This is a genomic window from Streptomyces endophytica (genome assembly GCF_026153355.1).
Taxonomy (GTDB): domain Bacteria; phylum Actinomycetota; class Actinomycetes; order Streptomycetales; family Streptomycetaceae; genus Streptomyces; species Streptomyces endophytica.
The window spans coordinates 6587911-6610833 of sequence record NZ_CP110636.1; the positions used below are offsets into that span (position 1 = coordinate 6587911).

The following is a 22923-nucleotide window of genomic DNA, read 5'->3' on the forward strand; positions in this document are numbered from 1 at the left end:
CCGATCCAGCGAACGGGACGGGCCGCCGTCGCCGTCGGCGGCGGCGCCCGCACGGGAACAGAATGCTAAATATGGGTCATGAGGGAAAAATTCCGGCGGGACGGTGACGGGTCGCAGGACCCGTCGCCGTCCGCCGGGAACCGCCTCCGGGAGCTGGTCACGGCGCACAGCGTGGCGGGCCAGGTGTTCGTGGTGCAGCTCGCCCTCGTGCTGCTGTTGATCGTCGCCGCTGTGGTGGCACTGGTCTTCCAGGCACAGAGTTCGGTCATGGACGACGCCCGGCAGCGTTCGCGCGTCGGGGCGGAGAGCTTCGCGCACGCGCCGGGCACCCTCGCCGCCATGAAGTCCGCGGATCCGAGCGCGGTGCTGCAGCCCCAGGCGGAGGCGACCCGGAAGGCGACCGGGGTCGACTACATCGTGGCGTTCCGGCCCGACGGCGTCCGCTGGACGCATCCCGATCCGCGGCTGATCGGGAAACGGGTGCTCGGGCCCAGCTTCCGGGAGGCGCTGAGGGGCCGGACGCTGACCGACACCTTCTCGTCCGCCCTGGGGACCGCCGTGGCCACCGTGGTGCCGGTCAGGGACCGGGGCGGATCGGTGGTGGGGCTGGTGTCCGTGGGAATCCGGGCCGAGCGGGCGAACCAGCGGGTGGAGCACCAACTGCCGCTGCTGCTCGGGTCCGCCGCGGGGGCGCTGCTGCTGGTCAGCGGCGGGGCGGTGCTGGTCAACCGCCGTTTGCGGCGGCAGACGCACGGGCTGGACCCGGCCGAGATGCGGCGGATGTACGACCACCACGACGCGGTGCTGCACGCCGTACGGGAGGGCGTGCTGATCATCGGCAGCGACGGCCGGCTGATGCTGGCCAACGACGAGGCGCGGCGGCTGCTCGATCTGCCCGAGCACGCGGACCAGGAACGGCTGCCGGTCGCGGAGCTGGGGCTGGCCCCACGGCTCGAGGCCCTGCTGGCGTCCGGCCGGGAGGCCACCGACGAGGTCTATCTGGCGGGTGACCGGCTGCTCGCGGTGAACGTCCGGCCGACCGCTCCGTTCGGCGGCCCGGCCGGGTCGGCGGTGACGCTGCGGGACACCACCGAACTGCGGGTGCTGGCCGGCCGGGCCGAGGTGGCCCAGGAGCGGCTGAAGCTGATCTACGACGCGGGGCTGCGGATCGGGACGACGCTGGACGTCGGGCGGACCGCGGCGGAGCTGGCCGACGTGGCGGTGCCGCGGTTCGCCGACGTGGTCACCGTCGAGCTGCTGGAGCCGGTGCTGCGCGGCGACGAACCGGAGGCCTCGCTCAGCACCGACCTGCGGCGGATGGCGGTCCGGGGCGTGCCGGACCGTTCGGCGATCTACCGGGTCGGGGACGTGCTGCGGTTCGTGCCCGGTACCCCGATGGCGACGAGCCTGGCGGGCCGCCGGACCGTGCTCGTACCGGATCTGCGCCGGTCGGAAGAGTGGCGGCGGCAGGACCTGGAGGCCACCCAGCGGGTGCTGGACGCCCGGATCCGCTCGCTGATCAGTGTGCCGCTGCAGGCGCGGGGCGTGGTGCTGGGGGTGGCCAGCTTCTGGCGCTCGGACGATTCCGACGACTTCGAGGAAGACGACCTGACCTTCGCCGAGGAACTGGCCGCGCGGGCCGCGATCTCCATCGACAACGCCCGCCGCTACACCCGCGAGCACACCACGGCCGTCACCCTCCAGCGCAGCCTGCTCCCGCAGGCCCTCCCCGAGCAGTCCGCGCTGGACGTCGCGCACCGCTACCTGCCCGCGCAGGCGGGGGTCGGCGGCGACTGGTTCGACGTGATCCCGCTGCCGGGCACCCGGGTCGCGCTGGTCGTCGGCGATGTCGTCGGGCACGGGCTGCACGCCGCCGCGACCATGGGCCGGCTGCGCACCGCCGTGCACAACTTCTCCGCCCTCGACCTGCCGCCCGACGAGCTGCTCAACCATCTGGACGAGCTGGTCAGCCATATCGACACCGACGAGGCCCGGGCGGCGAGCCGGCGGCCCGACGGTACGGACGGCGACGCGGTGGCCTGGCCCGGCATCGGCAGCGATACGGAAGGGGTCCGGCCGGGCGGGAGCCCGACCGGGATCACCGGCGCCACCTGTCTGTACGCCATCTACGACCCGGTGTCCGGCCGGGCGACGGTGGCCCGGGCCGGGCACCCGGGCCCGGCGCTGGTGCATCCGGACGGGTCCGTCACGTACCCGGAGGTGCCGGTCTCCCCGCCGCTGGGGCTGGGGGCGAGCGTGCCCGTGGAGACCGCGGAGCTGACGCTGGCGGAGGGTTCGCGGCTGGTGCTGTACACCGACGGGCTGGTGGAGGACCGCGACCGCGACATCGACACGGGGCTGGCGATGCTGCACACCGCTCTGGCGTCCGGTGGGCGGCGGGACCCGGACGAGATCTGCGCGGCGGTCCTCGACGCGATGCTGCCCGAGCACCCCAGCGACGACATCGCCCTGCTGGTGGCCCGTACCCGGTTGCTGGGGCCCTCCCGGGTGGCCGAATGGGACGTGCCCTCCGACCCGGCCGCCGTGGCGCCGATCCGGGCCGCCTGCATGCGGCAGCTGGAGTCGTGGGGGCTGGCAGCGATCGAGTTCACCACCGAACTGATCCTCAGTGAGCTGATCACCAACGCCATCCGGTACGGCACCCAGCCCATCAGGGTGCGGCTGCTGCACGACCGCACGCTGATCTGCGAGGTCTCCGACGGGACCAGCGCCTCGCCGCACCTGCGCCGGGCCGCCACCACCGACGAGGGCGGCCGCGGGCTGTTCCTCGTCGCCCAGTTCGCCCAGCGCTGGGGCACCCGCTACACCCCGGCGGCAAGGTCATCTGGACCGAGCAGTCGCTTGAGGACGGGCAGCAGGAGGGCGGCCCGGACTCGGCCGAGGACATCCTCGACCAGTGGGACGACGTACCGGCGCTGTGACCCGGGCCGAGCGCCCGCCCTCGCCGCGTGCCCGGACGCCCGTCGTCCGGTCCGTGCCCGGATGCCCGTCGCCCGGTCCCTGCCCGGATGCCCGTCCGTGCGGCCGTGGCTAAGCTCGGGCGGGGGGCCGACGACCCGATCACGGAGGCTGGCGATGGTGCTGTTGCCCGACGTGCGTGAGGTGGCCCCGCGGCTGGCCACCGGCGCCTTCGTCCTGAATGCCGGACTGACGATGCTGAAGGCCGACCAGGGGACCGCCGAGGGTGTGCACGGGATGGCCTGCACCGCGTATCCCTTCCTGCGGAGGATTCCCGCCGAACGCTTCACCCGGCTGCTGGCGTGCGCGGAGGTCGCGGTCGGCGGGGCACTGCTGGCGCCCTTCGTGCCCAGCCGGCTGGCCGGACTGGCGCTGACCGGGTTCTCCGGCGGGCTGGTCGGGATGTACCTGCGGACCCCGGGGATGCACGAGCCGGGCAGCCCGCGGCCGACCCAGGAGGGCATCCCGCTGGCCAAGGACGTCTGGATGCTGGGGACCGGACTGGGGTTGCTGGCCACGCCGGGCAGGCGGCGCGCCGCGCGGGGCCACCGGTGCGGACGCGGCCACCACCGCTACGGCCGCCAGGCGGCGCGCCGGCACGTGCGGTGCCGCTGCTGGTGAGGGAGAGCGGGTGGCGGACAGCGGGTGACGGCCCGCCCGCCCGCGGCGCGGCCTACGGGTGCCGTCGTACGACCCGTAGCGCGGCGGCGCAGCCCGCACCCGCGAGCGCGGCGAGCAGGAGGACCAGCAGGCCGGTCCGGTCCGGTGACCGGAAGGCCAGGTCGGAGTGGCCGTTCAGCACGAAACCGTCGTAGAACAGCCAGGACACCAGGGCCACGGCCGGCCGCAGCACCGGCCGGGCGGGCACGGCGGCGAGCAGCGTCAGCAGCGCGAAGACGCCGAGTGCCACCGCGGGGTGGGTACCGCCCCCGCTCAGCAGCAGGAGGGTCACCAGCAGCGCCGCGGCGACGGCGCCGAGCGGCAGGGCGAGTTCGGCCCCGAGGGTGCGGCCCGGCGGGGCCGGGTGCACCCGCGCCGGGTGGGGCGGCGCCGCGGGGCGCGGGGGGACGCGGGTGGGCTGCGGGATGTGCGGGATGTGCGGGCGGCCCCAGGACGCCGGGGGATGCAGGGTGACCACGGGAACACCTCCTGCCTCGGAACTCCTGCCAGCGTGCGCGTCCGAGGGGGCTCGAGGCCGCCGTGTCGGCCGCTTTGACGCCGTGTGTACGGGCCGCAGCGGCATCTTGACGCGATCCTGACGCCGGGTTGGCGCACGGAGCGGGCAGAAGTGGCCAGGGTGGCAGAAACGGGCGGTGGCCGGTGATGCATACTCGCTCCTCGTTGCCCGAACCGACGACCGATGAACGACAGGACGATCCGCATGAGCACGCGTACCCAGGCGGAGCCCGCGCCTGCCGCCCCGGCCGTTCCCGGCCAACGGTGGCGCAGCTGGCTGCTGGACGGACTGAGCAGCCGGGCCGCACGGCACCCCGGGCCGCACGGCACGCCGCCGGACGAGCACAAGGGGCACCACTGGTGGCGCGTCATGTGCCTCACGGGTGTCGACTACTTCTCGACGCTCGGGTACCAGCCGGGCATCGCCGCGCTGGCGGCCGGGCTGCTCTCGCCGTTCGCCACGCTGGTGCTGATCGCGCTGACCCTGCTCGGTGCCCTGCCGGTGTACCGCAGGGTGGCCAAGGAAAGCCCGAACGGCGAGGGTTCGATCGCCATGCTGGAGCGGCTGCTGCCCTGGTGGGCGGGGAAGCTGCTGGTCCTGGTGCTGCTGGGGTTCGCCGCCACGGACTTCGTCATCACGATGACGCTGTCGGCCGCCGACGCCTCGGCACACGTGGTGGAGAACCCGTTCGCGCCGCAGGCGTTGCACGGTGCGAACCTGTGGATCACCTTGCTGCTGCTGGCCGCCCTGGGCGCGGTGTTCCTCAAGGGCTTCCGCGAGGCGATCGGCATCGCCGTCGGGCTCGTCGGGCTGTACCTGGCGCTGAACGTCGTCGTGCTGGGCACCGCGGCCTGGCACGTGCTGGCGCACCCGGTGGTGGTCGGTGACTGGTGGGGCGCGATGACCGCCGAGCACTCCTCACCGCTGGCGATCGTCGGGGTGGCGCTGCTGGTCTTCCCGAAGCTGGCGCTGGGCATGTCCGGCTTCGAGACCGGGGTGGCGGTGATGCCGCAGATCCGCGGTGAGGACACCGACACCGCGGCCAAGCCGGCCGGCCGGATCCGCGGCACCCGCCGGCTGCTGACCACCGCGGCGCTGATCATGAGCGGTTTCCTGCTGCTGTCGAGCCTGGCCACCACCCTGCTGATCCCGCAGAAGGAGTTCGAGGCCGGCGGTTCGGCCAACGGCCGCGCGCTGGCCTATCTGGCGCACCAGTACCTGGGCGAAGCGTTCGGCACGGTCTACGACGTCTCCACCATCGCCATCCTCTGGTTCGCCGGCGCCTCGGCGATGGCCGGTCTGCTCAATCTCGTACCGCGCTATCTGCCGCGCTACGGCATGGCCCCGGAGTGGACCCGGGCGGTGCGCCCGCTGGTGCTGATCTTCCTGGCCATCGCCTTCGGCATCACCGTCGTCTTCAACGCCAGCGTCGACGACCAGAGCGGGGCGTACGCGACGGGTGTGCTGGTGCTGATGCTGTCGGCGTCGTTCGCCTCCACCGTCGCGGCCCGGCACCGGCGGCACCGGGCGGCCGCCATCGGCTTCGGCGCGATCACCCTGGTCTTCGGCTACACCCTGGTCACCAATGTGATCGAGCGGCCGGACGGTCTGAAGATCGCGTTGCTGTTCATCCTCGGGATGCTGCTGACCTCGTTCGCGTCCCGGGTGCACCGCGCCTTCGAACTCCGCGCCGTCCAGGTCGACTTCGACGAGACCGCGGGCCGCCTGATCGACGCCGCGATCGCGGCCGGGCCGCTGCGGGTGATCGCGAACGAGCCGCAGGAGCGGGACGCGCAGGAGTACCGGCAGAAGGAGTACAGCCAGCGCGAGGAGACCCACATACCCGACGGGCGGCCGGTGCTGTTCCTGGAGGTGACGGTCACCGACTCCTCGGACTTCACCGCGAACCTGCACGTGCGGGGCGCCGAGGAGTACGGCGCGCAGATCCTGCGGGTGGAGGGCGCCGGTGTCGCGAACACGATCGCCGCGGTGCTGATGCAGCTGCGTGAGCGCACCGGCCAGGTGCCGCACGCGTACTTCAACTGGACCGAGGGGCACCCGCTGAGCCATCTGCTGCGGTTCCTGGTCTTCGGTGACGGTGAGGTCGCGCCGGTGACCCGCGAGGTCCTGCGCCGCGCCGAGCGGGACCCGCGCCGCCGTCCGCGCGTCCACGTGGGCTAGCCGCCCGCAGGCAGCGGAACCTCTGACGCCCGGCCCTCGTGCACCGTGGGGCCGGGCGTCCCGCATGTCGGCACGGTCAGCTGCGGCGGCCGACGGCCTTCGCGCGGGTGTGGGACCAGCCGGCCAGCAGCACGCCCACCGCGACGAGCAGGCCGTGCGCGGCCAGCGTGCCGCCGAAGCCGGCGCCGAGCCAGCCGAGCAGTCCGGTGTTCTGGTGGTCGACGAGCAGCCGGATCGCCCCCTGGGTGAACACCACCATCGTGGCCGCCCCGATGATCTGCAGGATGTCGTACTTCATGGTGCGCAGGTCCCCCTCGCATGCGTGGCCCATCGAGTTTCGTCCCGCAGCGGGACGTTACGAACGTACCATTGCGAAATGGGCGTTCAGCCTTGGAATTGCAGCTGAATTCGCATTCCGTCACACATTTTCAGGTGCCGTGGAGGGGAATTGTGCGTGACGAAAAGGACCGGGTGACCGGTCGTGCGTGCCGTATGTGCGGTACGGCGACGGTGCCGGCCGGGCGCGGGCGGCCGGCGCTGTACTGCTCCCGCAGCTGCCAGGCCAAGGCGTACCGGCGGCGCAAGCAGCCGCCGGCTCCCCGGCCGCGCCGCCGGCCGGTTCCGCCGCGCAGGCCCGGCGCCGCCGGCAGATCGCCGAGGCGCTCTGGCGGATCGCCGCCGAGCGGGGGCTGCACGCGGCGAGCCTGCGGGAGGTGGCCACGGAGGCCGGGGTGTCGCTGCGCGCGGTCCAGTACCACTTCCGGAGCAAGCACCAGCTGCTGGTCGACGCGCTGCACCTGCTGCACGAGGAGAACGAGCGGATCGCCCGGTCCCGGTTCCGCCAGGACCCGGCCGACCCGCGTGCCGTGCTGCGCGCCGTCCTGGAGGAGTTCCTGCCGCTGGACACCCAACGGGCCACCGCACTACGGGTGTTCGCGGCCTATTACGCCCGGAGCCTGACCGATCCGGCGCTCGCCGCGGTCTTCCTGGCCGCCGAGCAGCCCCTGGAGCGGCTGGTGGCGGACCTGATCGGGGCGGCCCGCGACGCGGGGCGGACCGCCCCCGGGCTCGACCCGTGGCGCGAGGCCGATCTGCTGGTCTCCGGGGCGGTCGGACTGGGCGGCGACGTACTGCACCGGCGCCGCACGCTGGAGGACGTCCGGCGCACCCTGGACTACCACCTGGAACGGATCTTCGCCGGGGACCGGGCGCCTACGGCGCAGGTCCCCGGCGGCGGTCCGGGCGAGGACGGTCAGCGTGACGCGGCGGGCTCGGGATAGAACTCGCGCGGCCGGCCGCGGCTGTCCTTGAGCCGGCCGAGCAGACTCGCCGGGTACTCGACGAGCCAGTAGCTCGCGGCGGCCACCGGCAGTGCCGCCAGGAACACGATCAGCAGGGCGGGCCAGAAGCCCGCCTGGCCGCCGGGCAGCAGCCCCGCGTGGTGCAGCTGGAGCATCACCGGTTCGTGCCAGATGAACAGGCTGTAGCTGACCAGCCCGACGGCGGTCAGCCAGCGGGCGGTCAACAGCCGGTGCCAGAGCGGGGGTTGGCGTACGTGGAGGGTGCTGAAGATCAGCACCACCCAGAGCACCGAGGCGATCGGGTGGTAGAAGGTGAAGGTGAAGTTCTCCGGACCGGAGTCCAGGGAGAGCGCGAACAGTCCGGCCAGCGCGAGCCCGGCCGGCAGCAGCGCGGCGCGCGGGCCGAGCCGGCCCCGGTCACCGAGCGCGGCGGTCGCGACGGCCAGCCCCATCCCGGCCGCGAACCCGCCGAAGCGGGCCTGCGGACCGAAGTACACCACCCAGTCGGTGTGCGGCACCCCGAACCCGTAGTGGGCGACGGCGATCCAGGCGAGCGGCGCGGCGTACAGCACCGCGCAGCCCGCCGCGCACACCGCCACCCGGCTGCCGCGCCGCCGCAGCGGCCGGCAGGCCCGTACGGCCAGCGGGCCGAGCGCCACCAGCACGGCGTAGAACAGCACCTCCAGCGACAGCGACCAGGTGGGGCCCAGGGTGTAGAAGATCCGCTGCTGGTCGAAGACGTGGGTGAAGGTGAGGTGTTCCACCAGGTCCCGCCAGTTGCCCGGCAGGGACGGGTTGCGGCCGGCCCAGACGACCAGGACCGCCAGCACGTACAGCGGCAGGATCCGGATCGCCCGCCGGAAGAGGAACAGCCGGGCCGGGCGCAGCGAGCGCCCGTCGATCGCGGCCCGCGCGTACGACAGCGTCAGAAGGTACGCGGACAGCACGAAGAACAGGTCGATGACTTCGAGCGAAAGGGCCGCGCCCACCAGCGGGTTGTCGACCGGCGGGTGGCTGCCCCCGGCGTCGTAGCGGAAGTACTGCTGCCAGACGTGGAAGGCGACGGTGCTCAGCGCCGCCAGTCCGCGGAAGCCGTCGATCGCACCGGCCCGGTTGCCGGGCGGCGCGGCGGCCCGGGTGCTCATCGGGGGGCCACCGCCTTCGCGGCGGCGCGCGGGGTGACCCGCCACTGCCGGTCGCCCAGCGCCTCCTTGAGGTGTGCCTGCCGGGCCACCATGTTCTTGAAGTGGCTGTAGAAGACGGTCGAGACGAGGAGGTACGACCAGAACCACCCGCGGCGCGACCGGAGTTCGGGCACCGCCAGCCGCCAGGCGAAGAGCGCCTGTACGGGACCGGCCGCCAGGGTGAAGAGCACGGCCAGCACGCACACCGGCACGGCCCAGTCGAGGTGCGTGAAGCCGCCGGCCTTCCACGCCGAGTACAGCAGGATGGGCAGGATCTGCAGGGTCAGCCAGGGCTGCACCTCCCGCCAGCCCAGCAGCACGAACAGGCCGAGCTTCTGACGGACCGTGAACACCGGTGACCTAAGGCCCCGCCACAGGTGTTTGAGGGAGACCTGGAGCCAGCCCTGGGCCCAGCGGGAGCGCTGGTTCCACAGCGCCTTGAGGGTGGTGGGCGCCAACTCCCGGGAGATCAGGGTGCGGTCGACCGCGAACCGGGCGCCCTCGCCCAGGGCGCGCAGTGTCGAGTCGATGTCCTCGGTGAGCATCGAGCCGTGCATCCGGGTGCGGGCGAGCAGGTCGGTGCGCCAGAAGCCGTTCGAGCCGCCGAAGACGCCGAAGCCGTAGAGCCGGGTGCGGCCCGGGTGGCTGACCGCGTAGATCGCCTCGAACTCCACCGCCACCAGCTCGGCGACCCGGGAGCTCTCGCCGTTGCGGATCACGCAGTGGCCCTGGACCACGTCGTGGCCGTTGGACAGCCAGTGCCAGGCGTCCTTGAAGGCGGTCGGGGCGGGGTGGTGGTCGGCGTCGAAGATGCCGACGAACTCGCCGCGGACCCGGGTGACCGCGGCGTTGATGTTCTGCGCCTTGGAGGTCGAGCCGGCGACCGGCAGCAGCACCAGCCGCGGGTCGCGGGCGGCGATCTCGCGGAGGGTGTCCTCGACCGGCAGCGGGTGCGGCGTGTTGTACGCCAGCACGATCTCCAGCTCGTCGGGGTAGTCGAGGCGGAGGAACGACTCCACGGTGTCGACGATGGTCGCGGCCTCGTTGGGCAGGTACGCCGCGATGACCGCGCTGGCCGGCGGGTAGGGCGCGCCGGGTTCCTCCGGCCGGGCCGTCGCGTCGAGCGAGAAGAGGCACTCCAGGACGATCAGCACCGCGGAGAGCACCAGTCCGCCCACCACCACCCAGTACATGCCCGAGCCCAGGTCCCAGCCGAGCGTGTACGCCTGCTGATAGAGGGCGAACGGCACCGCGACGCCGAGCAGCAGCGCCAGGACCGGGGAGAGCGCCGAGAGGGCGGGCCGGATCAGCGTGCCGAGCGGCGGCCGGCGGTGCCGGTGCGGCGTGCCGCGCATCCAGGGCGCGTACCGGACCGGCCGCAGGTCCCGGTGGCGGAGCGCTTCCTGCACGGCGTCCAGGGCCTGCGCGGTGGTCTCGGCGCCGGCCGCGCAGCCGGTGAGCGGCAGCCAGCCGACGGCCGGGGTGAGGCGGACGTGCTCGTCGGCGACGATGAAGCGGGTGCCGGCCACGGTGGCGGCGAACTTCGTCAGGCCGCGGCGGGCGGTCTCCTCGTCGACGCCGGGCAGCAGCATCAGCAGATGACCGTCGTCGTCCCAGCCGAGCCGGTCGCAGAAGCTGCCGGCCTGCTCGGCCACCCCGGCCAGCCGCTCGGCGACCTCCCGGCGGACCCGCGGCCCGAGCCGGGCCTCCAGGGTCGTCATCTCGGCGACCCCGACGACGGCGAGCACCCCGCCGTGCCGGGCGGCCTCCGGGCGCTGGAGCTCCCGGTCGAGCTCGTCCAGGAAGTGCGGCTGGGAGTAGAGGCCGGTGCGCGGGTCGCGCAGCAGGCTCTCGACGGGGACCGGGACGCGGCGGAGCTTGGCCTCGATCCGGGCGGAGAGTTCGACCGGGTCGGAGGCCTCGGGTATGCAGTCGTCGGCGCCCTGCCGGAGCATGTCGACGACGTCGGCGGGCTCCGGGGTGGCGGTGACCATGAGCAGCGGCAGCGCCCGCCCGGCGGGGGCGGTGCGGACCTCGCGGATCACCTCCAGGCCGGTGTCGTGGTCCGTGACGCCGCCGGGACCGGCGTACCCGTCGGGGGCGTCGAGGGCGACGATGGCGTCCGGGTGTGCCTGGCCCATCCGCCGGTCGACCTCGCCGGGCGGGGCGTGGGTGACGTCGTGGCCGGTGGCGCGCAGGGTCCGGGTGAGGCGCTCCAGGCGCGGTCCTGGGGCGCCGACGACGAGTACGTGCGTCGTCGGGTCGAGTGCGTCGTCGAGCAGGGCCGTGGGTGAGCCCTGGTGGTTGTCGTGGTGCGAAGTGAGCACCTGGGAATGTCCTTTCGTGCAAGGAGACATGCGAAAGCGGGCCCGGGCGCCGTATGTGCGGCGGTCCCGGACCGTCAGCCGGTTCAGTCGGCTGTCAGATGCATGACATGCGCATCGCCGCGGTCGTTCTGGATGTCCGTCTCTCCGCGGGACGGACGACGACGCGCGGACGCACGGCCGCTAACGCGGCCTCCAAGCCTCGGAACGCATCGCGGCGTTCCTGCATTGCTCGCATATGAAGGGTCCCATCCTGATCGGATTGTGGGGGAGGACCGGATGTCAGGTGTGCAGCCGGCCGGTCCGCGATGCGTTCCGGTCGGCAACGCCAGCCTCGGGGTTCACTGTGACGCCCCACCCTCATCTGCGTAACGCTCTCATTACGGCCCGCCGTCCGAGCGATCTCGATGCGCGCTACCGCCCGGTAAGCACCGGGCTATCGGCTATACCCAGTAAGCGAGTTGATGAGGGAAATGGGACAGATCGTGCACTTCTGACGCACCGACCCCTCACACCGTCCCGGCGCCTTCGAGTCGAAGGGGAAATGGAGGTTCGTACCTATGGACGATCTGTTAATCTGCCCGCTCCTGGATGTTCCTCCATCTCCTCTCCCCCCAAAGCACCCCCGAGCGCCGGGTGCAGCGAGGTGTCCCGTACGTGTACAGCACTCCGTTTTCGCCCGCAGAGGCCAGATCCGCGCGGGCCCGCGTGGGCCTGACCACGGCTCAGGTCGCCCAGTCCATGACGGCCTGCGGCGCACCGGTCCGGCCCGAGCTCATCGAGGCCTGGGAGTACGGCTCCCAGGCGCCCACCGAGGCCCAGCTGTTCGTCCTCGCGGACGTCCTGTGGTGCCCGCCGACCGTGCTGATGGGCGTCGAGCCGCGGACCCTGGCCGAGCACCGGATGGCCCGTCAGATCGGGGTGGACCGGCTGGCCCAGCTGATCGGCATGGACCCGGCGGCCTACCGGGCGGCGGAGGCCGCGAACGGGTGGAACGGTGACTACCGCCAGACCAAGGCCCTGGTGGAGGCGCTCGGGCTGTCGCTGCGGAAGCTGATCGGCGTGATGGGACGGGACGAGGAACTCGCCGGGCACCTGCGGTCGGCCATCGAGGGCCGCTGGAAGGCACACGTCGGTCCGGTCATCGAGATCACCACGCTGAACAAGACCCGGGTGAGCGACGCGCTGCGCACCATGCACGCGGAGTTCGCGGAGTTCTCCGAGCGCTACATGGGACACCTGGTGGCGCGCAACGACGACTCCCGCCTCAAGGAGGTCGCGGCCGAACGGTCGGCGTACCTGCGCCGGCTGGCCGACCACTTCTGGGAGCTGATCGGCGAGGCCGGCGAGGCGCCGCCGTTCAACACCGTGACCACCCACTAGACGGCTCCGGGAGCGCGGCGGGCGGGGAGGGGTATGGGCCCTTCCCCGCCCGCCGCGCGTCCGCGGCCACGCTCAATGCGTCGGCGTGCCCCAATGCGGGCCCTGGGGGCCCTGCGGGCGCTGCGGGCCCTGGGGGCGATGGGGGCCGGGCGGGAAGTGCCGGTCCGGGTCGGGCGGGAAGTGCGCGACCGGGCCCTGCGGGTCGTACGGGGCGGCGGCCGGGCCGGGGAAGCCCAGCGGGTCGGCGGCGCCCAGCGGGTCCTGGTCGGCCGGCGAGGGGTACCCCGCGTCGTCCGCCGGCTCCCCGTCGTCCTCCATCTCGTCCCAGTCGATCTCCACCGAGTTGCGGCGGGTGAAGACGTTGAAGAGCAGGTTCAGCAGGATCGCGGTCAGACCGCCCAGCGTGATCCCGCTGTTGAGGACGGCCCGGACGCCCTCCGGCATCCGCTCGAAGAACGGGGCCACGGCGGTCGGCAGCATCGCGGCGCCGAGGCTGACCGCCAGGATCAGCGCATTGCGCTCCTCGCGCAGGTCCACCTTGCCGAGGATCTGGATGCCGACGGTGGCGACCATGCCGAACATGGAGATCGCCGCACCGCCGAGCACCGGGTGCGGGATCGCGGCGACCAGGCTGCCGACCTTCGGCAGCAGACCGAGGGCGATCATGAAGGCGCCGGCCGCGACCACGACGAACCGGCTCATGACCCTGGACATCCGCACCAGACCGATGTTCTCGGCGAATGCCACGTAGGGGAAGGAATTGAAAAGACCGCCGAGGAGCGTCGCGACGCCGTCCGCGCGCAGCGCCCGGGCGACCGTGTCGTTGTCCACCCGCTTCCGCGTGATCTCCCCGATGGCGTAGACGTCACCGGTGGTTTCCACCATCGTGATCAGCATGACGACGACCATCGCGATGATGGGGAACGGCTCGAACTTCGGCATTCCGTAGTGGAAGGGCGTGCTGACCCCGAACCAGTCGGCGTGCTGCACCGCGCTGAAATCGACATCGCCGAAGGCCCAGGCGACCGCGGTCCCGCCGACCAGGCCGAGCAGCACGGCCAGGCTGCTGAGGTACGGCTTGCCGATCCGGACCACGGCGAGGATGAACAGCAGGGTTCCCAGGGCGTATCCGAGGTTCTTCAGGTCGCCGTACTCCGGCTTCCCGATCAACTGCGCACCGCCGGCCGCGTCCTGCAGGGCCTGCGGTATCAGCGTCATGCCGATGATGGTGAGGATCGTGCCGATGACGACCGGCGGGAAGTACTTCACCAACTTGCTGAAGAACGGCGCGAAGAGGAAGGTCGCTATGCCGGCGGTGATCACCGCGCCGTAGACGACGAGCAGTCCCGCGGTGCCGCCGCCCGCCCCCTGGCCGATGGCGATCATCGGGGAGACGGCGGTGAAGGTGACGCCCTGGACCAGCGGCATCTTGGCGCCGATCTTCCAGACGCCGAGAGCCTGGATGACCGAGGCGATGCCGCAGGTGAACAGGTCCGCGTTGATCAGGTAGACGAGCTGTTCGTGGGAGAGTTCCAGGGCGTTCCCGAGCAGGATCGGGACGATGACCGCGGCCGCGTAGAAGGCGAGGACGTGCTGGAAACCGTAGAGGGCGAGTTTGCCGACGGGGAGCACCTCGTCGACCGGATGCGTTTGCTGGCTCGGGAACTGCGGGGATTGCTGTCGGGAGACTCGTGCCATCTCTGCCTTGCCTTCACGAGGTAGGTGAATAAGAAGGACCGGCGCCGTCACGTCCCGGTGGACGGACGGGCCGGCTGGGTCTTACAAAGCCGACGTTGACCGGTGTTGCCGACACCACGTAGCCCTGCGCTGCACTTGCGTCCTGGTTCGGCAGGACTTCCTTCGATCAGCGCGGCAATGTCCGGCATTTCCATGGAATTTGCGGGTGGCGGCCAATCGGATCGCTCACCTTAGTTGACCTTCCGCCTTCCCCGCGAGTAACCGGCGGCGTTCGCTCGCATAAAGCGCCCATAAAGCCTGCCTTGGCATTTATAAAGCGGGATCACCGCATGAATTTCCCTTTTGTGCGGCGGCCTTACCGGGCCTTTGTCGGTGCGGGCGGCGATGGGGAGGACGGCTGCGGACGGGCGGGGCCCGGGCCTCCGCCGTAAAATCCAGGTATGGCTGAGCGGCCGGAGACGCCCACCGCGCCCGAGCTCGTCGTCGAGTCCGACGGCGGCACCCAGGTCATGAATCCCGGCCGGGTCTACCACGTGGGGCGGGACCCGCAGAGCGAGGTCGTGCTGAGCGACGCCCGGGTCTCCTGGCACCACGCGGTGCTGCAGGCCGAGGCGGGCCACTGGACGGTGCGGGACGAGGGCAGTACGAACGGCACCTTCGCGGACGGGCGGCGGGTCGAGGAATCCGGGGTCGGACCGGGCAGTGTGATCCGGTTCGGGAACCCCGCCGACGGGCCGTGCGCGGTGCTCTCCCCGGTGCCCCGCCCGGAGCCGGTCGGGCGCCCGTCCTCCGTTTCGCACCCCGCCGGCACCCGCACCTTCCGCGCCCCCAGTTCCGTACGGCCGATCCCGGCCGCCCGGACCACCCGGATCGGCCGCGCGCCCGACAACGACCTGGTCGTCGACGACCTGTCGGTCTCCCGCCGGCACGCCGAGCTGCGGGCCGGCCCGGAAGGCTTCGAGATCGTCGACCTGGGCAGCCACAACGGCACCTACCTCAACGGCCAGCCGGTCGACCGGGCCCCGCTGGTCCCCGGCGACATCGTCGGCGTCGGCCACTCCGCGTTCGCGCTGGTCGGCGACGAACTGCAGGAGTTCATCGACACCGGCGAGGTCTCGCTGGACGTCCAGGACCTGAGCGTCCGGGTCGACGGCGGCCGGCGGCCGGAGAAGACGCTGCTGGACGGGGTGTCCTTCCCGGTCGGTGAGAAGACGCTGCTCGCCGTGGTCGGCCCGAGCGGCGCGGGCAAGTCGACGCTGCTCAACGCGCTGACCGGGCTGCGCCCCGCGGACGACGGCACGGTGCTCTACGACGGCCGCGACCTCTACCGCGACTACGCCGAGCTGCGCCAGCGCATCGGGCTGGTGCCGCAGGACGACATCCTGCACCTGCAGCTGACCGTGCGCCGGGCGCTCAACTACGCGGCGCAGCTGCGCTTCCCCGAGGACACCGCGAAGGCCGAACGGGAGGCCCGGGTGGACGAGGTGATCCACGAACTCGGCCTGGACGCCCGGGTGAACCAGCCGATCCACAGCCTGTCGGGCGGGCAGCGCAAGCGGGTCAGCGTGGCCCTGGAGCTGCTCACCAAGCCGTCGCTGCTCTTCCTCGACGAGCCGACCTCCGGGCTGGACCCGGGGATGGACCGGTCGGTGATGCACATGCTGCGCGGCCTGGCGGACGACGGCCGTACGGTCATCGTCGTCACCCACAGCGTGCTCAGCCTGGACGTCTGCGACCGGCTGCTGGTCCTGGCGCCGGGCGGCACCATCGCGTACTACGGGCCGCCGGACGAGGCGCTGCCGTACTTCGGGTTCACCCAGTGGCCGGAGGCGTTCGAGGCCTTCGAGAACGAACAGGGCCGGGACTGGGCGGGCACGTACCGGGCCTCGCCGCAGCACCGGCGCTACATCGCGATGGACACCCACCAGCCGCCGCGCGCCCCGGAGGCACCGGCCGGGTCGGTGGCCGCGCACAAGCCGCAGAGCTGGGGCGGCCAGCTGCACACGCTGGTGCGCCGGTACGCGGCGGCGCTGACCGCGGACCGGACCTTCCTGATCATCATGGTCGCGCTGCCGTTCGTGATGGGCGCGATGGCGCACGCCCTGGCGGGGTCCTCGCTCACACCGGAGACCGCGCTCAACGCCCTGCTGATCCTGTGCGTCGGGGCGGTGCTGACCGGCGCCGCCAACGCGGTGCGCGAACTGGTCAAGGAACGGACGATCTACCAACGGGAGAGAGCCGTCGGCCTGTCCCGCTCGGCGTACCTGATGTCCAAGGTGCTGGTGCTCGGGCTGATCACGGTCGTCCAGGCGGTGGTGCTGACGCTGGTTGCCCTGACCGGGGTGAAGCTGAACGCGCCCGGCGGCAAGGGGGTGTTGCTGCCCGCCCTGATCGAAATCATCCTCGCCGTCGCCCTGTTGGCGTTCACCGCCATGATGCTTGGCCTGGTGGTGTCCGCGCTGGTGCGCAAGGAGGAGGTCACCATGCCGCTGCTGGTCCTCCTCGCGATCGTCCAGGTCGTGTTCTGCGGTGCGCTGCTCCGGCTGAACGGCGTACCGGGACTGGAGCAGCTGGCGTGGCTGGTGCCCTCGCGATGGGCGCTGGGCGCCATGGCGGGCACCATCGACCTGCACCGGCTGCTGCCGGGTCCCAGCACCGCGGACCCGCTGTTCCGGCACACCGCCGGGGTCTGGCTGCTCGACATGGGCATGATGGTGGTGCTCTCGCTGGTCGCGGGCTTCGTGGTCACCCGGCTGCTGCGGCGGCACGAACCCGAGATCATGCGCGAGTAGCAGCGAGGAGCCGCCTGTGACCGCCCCCGTGTTCCTCCCCAGCCATGTCGTCCCGCCGGAGGGTATGGCGACGTGGTCGGCCCCGGACGCGACCCTGCCGAGCGCGCCGCTCGATCCGCTGCTGCCGGTCCAGGTCCTGGAACGGCGCGGCGACTGGGCCCTGGCACTGTGTTCCAACGGCTGGTCGGCCTGGGTGGACGGGCGGCTGCTGCTGTCGATCCCGCGCGATCCGCCGTCCGCCGCGCAGCCCGCCGCCCGGACCGCGGACCCGCGGCCGCTGCTGGGCGCGGCGGAGGGTGCGCTGGTCCGCTACCGGCGGCTGGTCGAGGAGCTGGCGGCCGGTCAGCTGGACGGGGAGTCGTTCGCCGAGCGGACCCGGGGCAACCGGATCGGGGTGGTCGTGGACGGCGACGCGATCTGGCTGTACGACGCCCGGCACGAGCGGTGGTGCTACTGCGACGGGGTGTCGTTGCAGACGTACGCGGTGGGGTCCCGGCCGTCGTCGCGCAGCGGCGAGGACGAGACGCCGGCCACCTCCCAGTCGGCCACTCCCCCGCCGGGTGAGTACCGGTGAACGGCCCACCGGACGAGCAGGACCGGTCGCGCACCACCGCGCCCGACTCGTCCGGGCTGCGCGGGCGCCGGATCGCCGAGTACCTGCTGCAGGACGAGATCGGCCGGGGCGGGATGGCGGTGGTCTACCGGGCGGAGGACCTGCGGCTCGGCCGGACCGTGGCGGTGAAGCTGCTGGCGCCCGAGCTCGCCCGCAACGACAGCTTCCGGCAGCGGTTCGCGCGCGAGTCGCGGGTGGCCGCGGCGATCGACCATCCGCACATCGTGCCGGTCTTCGAGGCCGGCGAGACCGAGGGCATGCTCTACATCGCGATGCGGTACGTCCAGGGCAAGGACCTGGCGGCGCTGCTGGCCCGGGAGGGACCGCTCTCGTTGGAGACCACGTGCCGGATCGCGCTGCAGGTGGCCTCCGCGCTGGACGCGGCGCATGCGCACGACCTGGTGCACCGGGACGTCAAGCCGGGCAACATCCTGATCGCCGAGGGGACCGACAGCGACCGCCCCGAGCACGCCTATCTGACCGACTTCGGGCTGACGAAGAAGTCGCTGTCGCTGACCGGGCTCACCAGGGTCGGGCAGTTCGTCGGCACACTGGACTACGTGGCGCCCGAGCAGATCTCGGGCCGGCCGGTGGACGGCCGGTGCGACGTCTACAGCCTGGCCTGTGTGGTCTTCGAGATGCTGACCGGGGCGCCGCCGTTCCGGCGGGAGGACGACATGGCGCTGCTGTGGGCCCACATGAACGCCGCGCCGCCGGTCCTCACCACGCTGCGGCCGGATCTGCCGCCGGCCGTCGACCCGGTCTTCACCCGCTCGCTGGCGAAGACGCCGGACGACCGGTACGAGACCTGCCGGGGCTTCGTGGCGGCGCTGCGCGCGGCTGGGCGGACCGTCACGCCCCCCGCGGAACCGGCAGTTCCGCAAAGTCATCCGCCGACCCGGGTGGACACCACGGGTGCCGCGGCCGGCGTTCAGCCGGAGCCGTCCGGCCTGCGCAGCCCGGCACCGCCGCCCCCGCCGCCCTGGGCGGCCCCGGTGTTCCGGGGCCGGACGCACTAGCGGCGCGGAGGGCGGTGGCCCGGGCCGTCGTCCACCACCTCGCCGCGGTGCCGTACGCCCCGGGCCAGGAGGCTGCCGAGGAAGCCGGTGACCAGTCCCCAGGCGACGCCCACGCCCACCAGCCGGAGGAGCTGGGGCTGCAGGGTGACCCGGCCGCCCAGGTTGCCGCCGAGGTCGCCGATGCCGATCAGGGAGAGCCCGTAGTGGGCGTAGATCCGGGTGAGCATGCCGACGACGAACAGGGTCAGCGCGAGGGCCACCGCCAGCTCCACGGCGTGCCGCCAGGCCGGCCGCCGGGCCGGGGAGCGGACCGCGGACAGGAACGCGGCGGTCAGCAGGACCACCGCCGCGATCACCGGCAGCCACCAGGCGCGGCCGTCCTGTTCGGCGAGCGAGCCCAGGTCGAGGGTGCCCTGCTCGTGGGTGCGCAGCACCCGGTCCACGACCTGCGGCAGCGGCAGCCCGATGGCTTTGTCGACATGTCCGGTCCAGCCGCCGCCGGTCCCGATGCCGAGCGCCATCCAGGCGAGGTTGGGCAGCCCTAGGAAGACCACCGCGAGGGTGTCCGTGGGGTGGTCGCCGGTGATCAGCTGGATGACGGCGATGACCAGCGCGATCGCCACGTAGACCAGCAGGGTCAGCACCATGGCGAAGGCGGGCGGCCGCAGCGAGTCCTGGTAGTGCAGCAGCCGGGAGGAGAGCGGGGCACGGCGGGAGACCAGGAAGGCCAGCGCGAGCACCGCCAGCACCCACAGCAGCCCGAAGCCCAGCGTCGCGCCCAGGTCGGGGCGGAAGCCGACGGTGGGGGTGGTGCCCAGTTCGGCGCCGATCTCGTCGGCGAGGTCGTTGCCCACCGAGATCCGGAAGCTGTGCCGGGCGGCGAGCGCGATCAGCAGCAGGAGGACCAGCCAGCACACGGCCGTCCGGGCGACCCGGGCGAGCAGTTCCGCGGTGCCGGCCACCGCCCGGTGGCGCAGCGGCAGCAGGAAGACGGCGGCGGTGACCAGCGCACCGGCCAGCGTGACCGAGAGCGGTACGACGTCGAGCGCGGCGTCCGCCTGGACGATGATCCCGGCGTCGCCGGTCAGGCCGATCGAGCCGCCGGCGGCGACCACGACGGTGGCCGCGACGACGGAGGGGAACGCCCCGCCCGGCAGGTCCGTGGCGCCGGCCGCCCACAGGCCGAGCGCGGCGACCACGATCATGGTCACGAGACCGGCGGCGGCCGCCCCGAGGGCCTGCGCCCAGCCCCGGAGGACGGCCGGTACGCCGCCGGGGCGGACCGGACCGGGACCGGCCGGGGCGGGGCCTCGGATCTGGCTCACGCGCTGCCTCCTCACCCTCCCCGGCGTTCAGCAATTGCCACAACTGCCGCAATTACCTCATCCGTCGAACGTGCCCGCCACCGTAGGCACGCCCCTTTCCGCACGCGCGCACCCTCGTCGTCCCGCTTGCGGACCGCGCCGACCTGAGGCAGACAATTGCCTATAGGGGGAATAAAAGCACCACATCCGCGTGGCCGGATGGCCCTGTGCCGGAAGAGGGACCCGTGACATCTCCACCGCCGCCCGACAGCCACCCCACCGGGCCGCCCACCGGCCCGCTCTCGGGCCGGCCGTCCGTCCCCCCGCACGAGCCGACGCGGGTGGGCTCCGGCCCCGGGCGCCCCCAGCCGCAACCCAGCAGGCCGGAAGGGCCGCGGCCGCCGGGCGGCCGGGGCGGCGGCGGGGCGGTGGCTGGGGCGGCGGAACCGGGGGCGGCGGTCCCTGGTGGCGCTCCGCGCCCCGGGTCGCCATCGTGGCCGCGGCCGTCGTGGCGGCGGTGATCCTGACCATCGTCCTCACCCGGCCGGGCGGCGGCTCCGCCTCGGCCGAGCTGTTCGCCGAACCGGCCGGCTCGACCGGCCAGAACCCGGTCACCGCATCCACGGCGAACGAGTCCAGCCCTGCTCCCTCGATCCGCCCCATGAAGCCCTCCCAGGGCACCAACAGCCAGATCCCCGGCTCGATGCCGGGCCTCTACGGCGGCACCGAGCACACCTCGAGCTGCGACGTCGAGAAGCAGATCAAGTATCTGGAGAGCCAGCCGGCGAAGCGGCAGGCGTTCGCCGGGGCGCTGGACAAGGCGCCCGGTGACGTCCCGTCGTACCTGCGGTCGATGACGCCCGTACAACTGGGTTACGACACCCGGGTCACCAACCACGGCTACAAGGACGGCAAGGCCTACGGCTTCCAGTCGGTCCTGCAGGCCGGCACCGCCGTCCTGGTGGACAGCTACGGGGTGCCGCGGGTGCGCTGCAAGTGCGGCAACCCGCTGACCGAGCCGGAGCCGCTGGCGCAGGGCGCCAAGACGACCGGCCAGACCTGGCCCGGCTACCAGCCCACCAACTCGGTCGTCGTCACGCCCGCCAATTCCGAGATCCAGGAATTCACCCTGCGCAACCCGAAGACCGGCCAGTGGTTCAAGCGGCCCAAGGGCGAGTCCGGCGTGACCGGGGACCACCCGTCGGCCCCGCCGAAGGAGACGCCCAGCGGCCCGCCGTCCTCGATGCGCCCGTCCGGGCCGCCCTCACCGGGCGAGACCGTACCGGGCTCCCCGACGACGGAACCCGGCACGCCGCCCTCCGGTGGTTCGTCACCGCCGGGGAGCAGTACCGGCAGCGGCTCCAGCTCCGAGGGCGGGACGCCGCCCGAGACACCGAGCGTCCCCAGTGAGGGCACGACCGGCGGCGAGTCGTCCACGGGCGGCCAAACGCCCGGCGGGTCCACACCGGGTGGCTCCACACCGGGCGGATCGACCCCCGGTGGCGGATCGTCGGGCAACGAGTCCCATCCGAGCGGCGGCGGGGCGACGCCGGCCCCGGCCACCTGACGCGGCCGCACACCGCTCGATATCGAACCGTGTCCTGAAATTCCGGCACGGCGGACAACCTCCACAGCGGACACACCCTCTGCATAGGCGGCGGGTGCATGGGCAGCCTTGACGGTTCCCCCCTTTCCAGGGCCGGGCCCCGCCACTGTCAGCGTTCTGCTTTGGAGGGACCTCGTGCACGCCGCACTCCGCCGCCACCCCGCCCGGTTGATACCCGTTCTCGCCGCGGCGGGTCTGCTGACCGCGTGCGGCGGCGGCGCCGGCTCGACGAAGGCCGACGAACCGCCGGCCAAGGTGACCGTCACACCGGCCGCGGGCAGCAAGGAAGCCAAGCTCGGCTCGGCGATATCCGTACGCGCCACCGGCGGCAAGCTGACCTCGGTCGACGTCAAGGACGACAAGGGCGGCACGGTCGACGGCCGGCTGTCCGGTGACGGTACGTCATGGACCTCCAACGGCAAGGTCAAGCCGGCGACGACCTACACCGTACGGACCCGGACCACCTCCGACCAGGGCCGCAAGGCCGCGGCCAGCTCGACCTTCAGCACCGAGAAGGCCGACAAGATCAACAAGCTCACCAACACCCCGGGCGGCGGCCAGACCGTCGGCACCGGCATGCCGATATCGATACTCTTCGACCACCCGATATCCCAGGACCGGCGCGCCGAGATCGAGAAGGCGCTGAAGGTCAGCACCCAGCCGAAGGTCACCGGCGCCTGGGGCTGGGTCAAGGACTACTCCGGCAAGGACCGGATCGACTGGCGCCCCAAGGACTACTGGCCGACCGGCACCAAGGTCTCGGTGAAGGGCGCGCTGTCCGGCATCAACTCGGGCGACGCCGGCGGCTGGTTCGCCCGCGACTACAACTTCGGCTTCAGCATCGGCGCCGACCACAAGGCCGTCATCGACGTACCGGCGCACCGCCTGACGATGTACGAGAACGGCAAGAACGTCGGCACCATCACCGGCTCCGCCGGCTCCCCGGATGACCCGACCCGCGGCGGCGTGCACACCGTCCGCAGCAAGAACGCCGCCGAGACCATGGACTCCGCCACCATCGGCCACGGCAGCGAGTGGATGCTGGACTCGCAGTGGGTCACCCACCTCACCGCGTCCGGGACCTTCCTGCACTCCGCCCCGTGGAACAAGTCCCTCGGCGTGGTCAACAACAGCCACGGCTGCTTCGGCATGACCACCTCGGACGCCAAGAAGGTCTACGACTTCCTGAGCATCGGCTCCACGGTCGAGGTGAAGGGCACCTCCAACCCCAACAAGACCGACGTGGGCAACGGCCTGGAGGTCTGGCAGGAGAGCTGGCAGCAGTGGCAGCAGCGGAGCGCCCTGAAGTAGCCCCGAGCGACACCGCGCCTTCCGGCCCAGGCACCGGCCGGGCCGGAAGGC

Annotated in this window: 15 protein-coding genes and 1 pseudogene; 10 read left to right on the top strand and 6 right to left on the bottom strand. The window is 72.5% G+C overall.

What is annotated here, in order from left to right:
- The first annotated feature begins 78 nt into the window (after window positions 1–78).
- Both OJ254_RS29410 and OJ254_RS29415 read left to right on the top strand, forming a co-directional pair.
- Window positions 79–2942: pseudogene (locus OJ254_RS29410) on the top strand (SpoIIE family protein phosphatase).
- A gap of 154 nt (window positions 2943–3096) precedes the next feature.
- Entirely contained in the window at window positions 3097–3600 is a 504-nt protein-coding gene (locus tag OJ254_RS29415; protein WP_265364812.1) for a hypothetical protein, read from the top strand.
- Between the two features lie 52 nt (window positions 3601–3652).
- Here the strand turns inward: OJ254_RS29415 and OJ254_RS29420 are convergent, their stop codons facing one another.
- On the bottom strand, window positions 3653–4117 hold the full coding sequence (locus OJ254_RS29420) for a DUF4118 domain-containing protein (RefSeq protein WP_265364813.1): 465 nt from the start codon (window positions 4115–4117) through the stop codon (window positions 3653–3655).
- Between the two features lie 243 nt (window positions 4118–4360).
- Between OJ254_RS29420 and OJ254_RS29425 the strand changes: the two genes are divergently transcribed.
- A complete protein-coding gene (locus OJ254_RS29425; protein WP_265364814.1) occupies window positions 4361–6337 on the top strand; it encodes an APC family permease in 1977 nt (658 codons plus the stop codon).
- A 76-nt stretch (window positions 6338–6413) separates the two neighbouring features.
- Here OJ254_RS29425 and OJ254_RS29430 read toward each other — a convergent pair whose 3' ends face one another.
- Window positions 6414–6668 (bottom strand): hypothetical protein, encoded by a 255-nt coding sequence (locus tag OJ254_RS29430; RefSeq protein ID WP_265364815.1) that lies wholly within the window; start codon window positions 6666–6668, stop codon window positions 6414–6416.
- A 154-nt stretch (window positions 6669–6822) separates the two neighbouring features.
- Here OJ254_RS29430 and OJ254_RS29435 point away from each other — a divergent pair, with 154 nt between their 5' ends.
- Window positions 6823–7617 (top strand): TetR/AcrR family transcriptional regulator, encoded by a 795-nt coding sequence (locus OJ254_RS29435; protein ID WP_265364816.1) that lies wholly within the window; start codon window positions 6823–6825, stop codon window positions 7615–7617.
- On the opposite strand, the gene OJ254_RS29440 is transcribed toward OJ254_RS29435, so the two are convergent.
- Both OJ254_RS29440 and OJ254_RS29445 read right to left on the bottom strand, forming a co-directional pair.
- The gene (locus OJ254_RS29440; protein ID WP_265364817.1) at window positions 7590–8783 is read right to left on the bottom strand and encodes an acyltransferase family protein; all 1194 of its coding nucleotides are present in this window, start codon (window positions 8781–8783) and stop codon (window positions 7590–7592) included. The two genes, OJ254_RS29435 and OJ254_RS29440, sit on opposite strands and share 28 nt — an antisense overlap.
- Window positions 8780–11149: a glycosyltransferase gene (locus tag OJ254_RS29445; protein WP_265364818.1), complete on the bottom strand. Its 2370-nt coding sequence runs from the start codon at window positions 11147–11149 to the stop codon at window positions 8780–8782. The genes OJ254_RS29440 and OJ254_RS29445 overlap by 4 nt, the downstream gene beginning before the upstream one ends.
- A 738-nt stretch (window positions 11150–11887) precedes the next feature.
- On the opposite strand from OJ254_RS29445, the gene OJ254_RS29450 reads away from it, so the two are divergent.
- Entirely contained in the window at window positions 11888–12529 is a 642-nt protein-coding gene (locus OJ254_RS29450; protein WP_265365362.1) for a transcriptional regulator, read from the top strand.
- A gap of 72 nt (window positions 12530–12601) precedes the next feature.
- Here OJ254_RS29450 and OJ254_RS29455 read toward each other — a convergent pair whose 3' ends face one another.
- Window positions 12602–14227 (bottom strand): solute carrier family 23 protein, encoded by a 1626-nt coding sequence (locus OJ254_RS29455; protein ID WP_265364819.1) that lies wholly within the window; start codon window positions 14225–14227, stop codon window positions 12602–12604.
- A 440-nt stretch (window positions 14228–14667) separates the two neighbouring features.
- On the opposite strand from OJ254_RS29455, the gene OJ254_RS29460 reads away from it, so the two are divergent.
- Genes OJ254_RS29460 through OJ254_RS29470 form a run of 3 tightly spaced genes read left to right on the top strand, consistent with a single transcriptional unit; the run spans window position 14668 to window position 18651 of the window.
- Window positions 14668–17019, top strand: coding sequence for an ABC transporter ATP-binding protein/permease (locus tag OJ254_RS29460; RefSeq protein WP_265364820.1), 2352 nt, complete (start codon window positions 14668–14670; stop codon window positions 17017–17019).
- 16 nt (window positions 17020–17035) lie between these two features.
- Window positions 17036–17593, top strand: a complete 558-nt coding sequence (locus tag OJ254_RS29465; protein ID WP_341483753.1) for a hypothetical protein — start codon at window positions 17036–17038, stop codon at window positions 17591–17593.
- Window positions 17590–18651 carry a serine/threonine-protein kinase gene (locus tag OJ254_RS29470; protein WP_423835983.1) on the top strand — a complete coding sequence of 354 codons (1062 nt, stop codon included), beginning with the start codon at window positions 17590–17592 and terminating at the stop codon, window positions 18649–18651. Before OJ254_RS29465 ends, OJ254_RS29470 begins: the two co-directional genes overlap by 4 nt.
- On the opposite strand, the gene OJ254_RS29475 is transcribed toward OJ254_RS29470, so the two are convergent.
- The gene (locus OJ254_RS29475; protein ID WP_265364821.1) at window positions 18648–19976 is read right to left on the bottom strand and encodes a streptophobe family protein; all 1329 of its coding nucleotides are present in this window, start codon (window positions 19974–19976) and stop codon (window positions 18648–18650) included. The genes OJ254_RS29470 and OJ254_RS29475 overlap by 4 nt on opposite strands.
- Window positions 19977–20448: 472 nt before the next feature.
- On the opposite strand from OJ254_RS29475, the gene OJ254_RS29480 reads away from it, so the two are divergent.
- Both OJ254_RS29480 and OJ254_RS29485 read left to right on the top strand, forming a co-directional pair.
- Window positions 20449–21522, top strand: a complete 1074-nt coding sequence (locus OJ254_RS29480; protein ID WP_265364822.1) for a DUF6777 domain-containing protein — start codon at window positions 20449–20451, stop codon at window positions 21520–21522.
- Window positions 21523–21696: 174 nt separating this feature from the next.
- Window positions 21697–22872 carry a L,D-transpeptidase gene (locus OJ254_RS29485; protein WP_265364823.1) on the top strand — a complete coding sequence of 392 codons (1176 nt, stop codon included), beginning with the start codon at window positions 21697–21699 and terminating at the stop codon, window positions 22870–22872.
- The last annotated feature ends 51 nt before the right edge of the window (window positions 22873–22923 follow it).

What these genes read in the sequence shown, in the direction of transcription:
- OJ254_RS29415 (WP_265364812.1), top strand. Translation starts at nt 3,097, where the DNA reads ATGGTGCTGTTGCCCGACGTGCGTGAGGTGGCCCCGCGGCTGGCCACC.
- OJ254_RS29425 (WP_265364814.1), top strand. Translation starts at nt 4,361, where the DNA reads ATGAGCACGCGTACCCAGGCGGAGCCCGCGCCTGCCGCCCCGGCCGTT.
- OJ254_RS29430 (WP_265364815.1), bottom strand. Translation starts at nt 6,668, where the DNA reads ATGGGCCACGCATGCGAGGGGGACCTGCGCACCATGAAGTACGACATC.
- OJ254_RS29440 (WP_265364817.1), bottom strand. Translation starts at nt 8,783, where the DNA reads ATGAGCACCCGGGCCGCCGCGCCGCCCGGCAACCGGGCCGGTGCGATC.
- OJ254_RS29450 (WP_265365362.1), top strand. Translation starts at nt 11,888, where the DNA reads ATGACGGCCTGCGGCGCACCGGTCCGGCCCGAGCTCATCGAGGCCTGG.
- OJ254_RS29455 (WP_265364819.1), bottom strand. Translation starts at nt 14,227, where the DNA reads ATGGCACGAGTCTCCCGACAGCAATCCCCGCAGTTCCCGAGCCAGCAA.
- OJ254_RS29460 (WP_265364820.1), top strand. Translation starts at nt 14,668, where the DNA reads ATGGCTGAGCGGCCGGAGACGCCCACCGCGCCCGAGCTCGTCGTCGAG.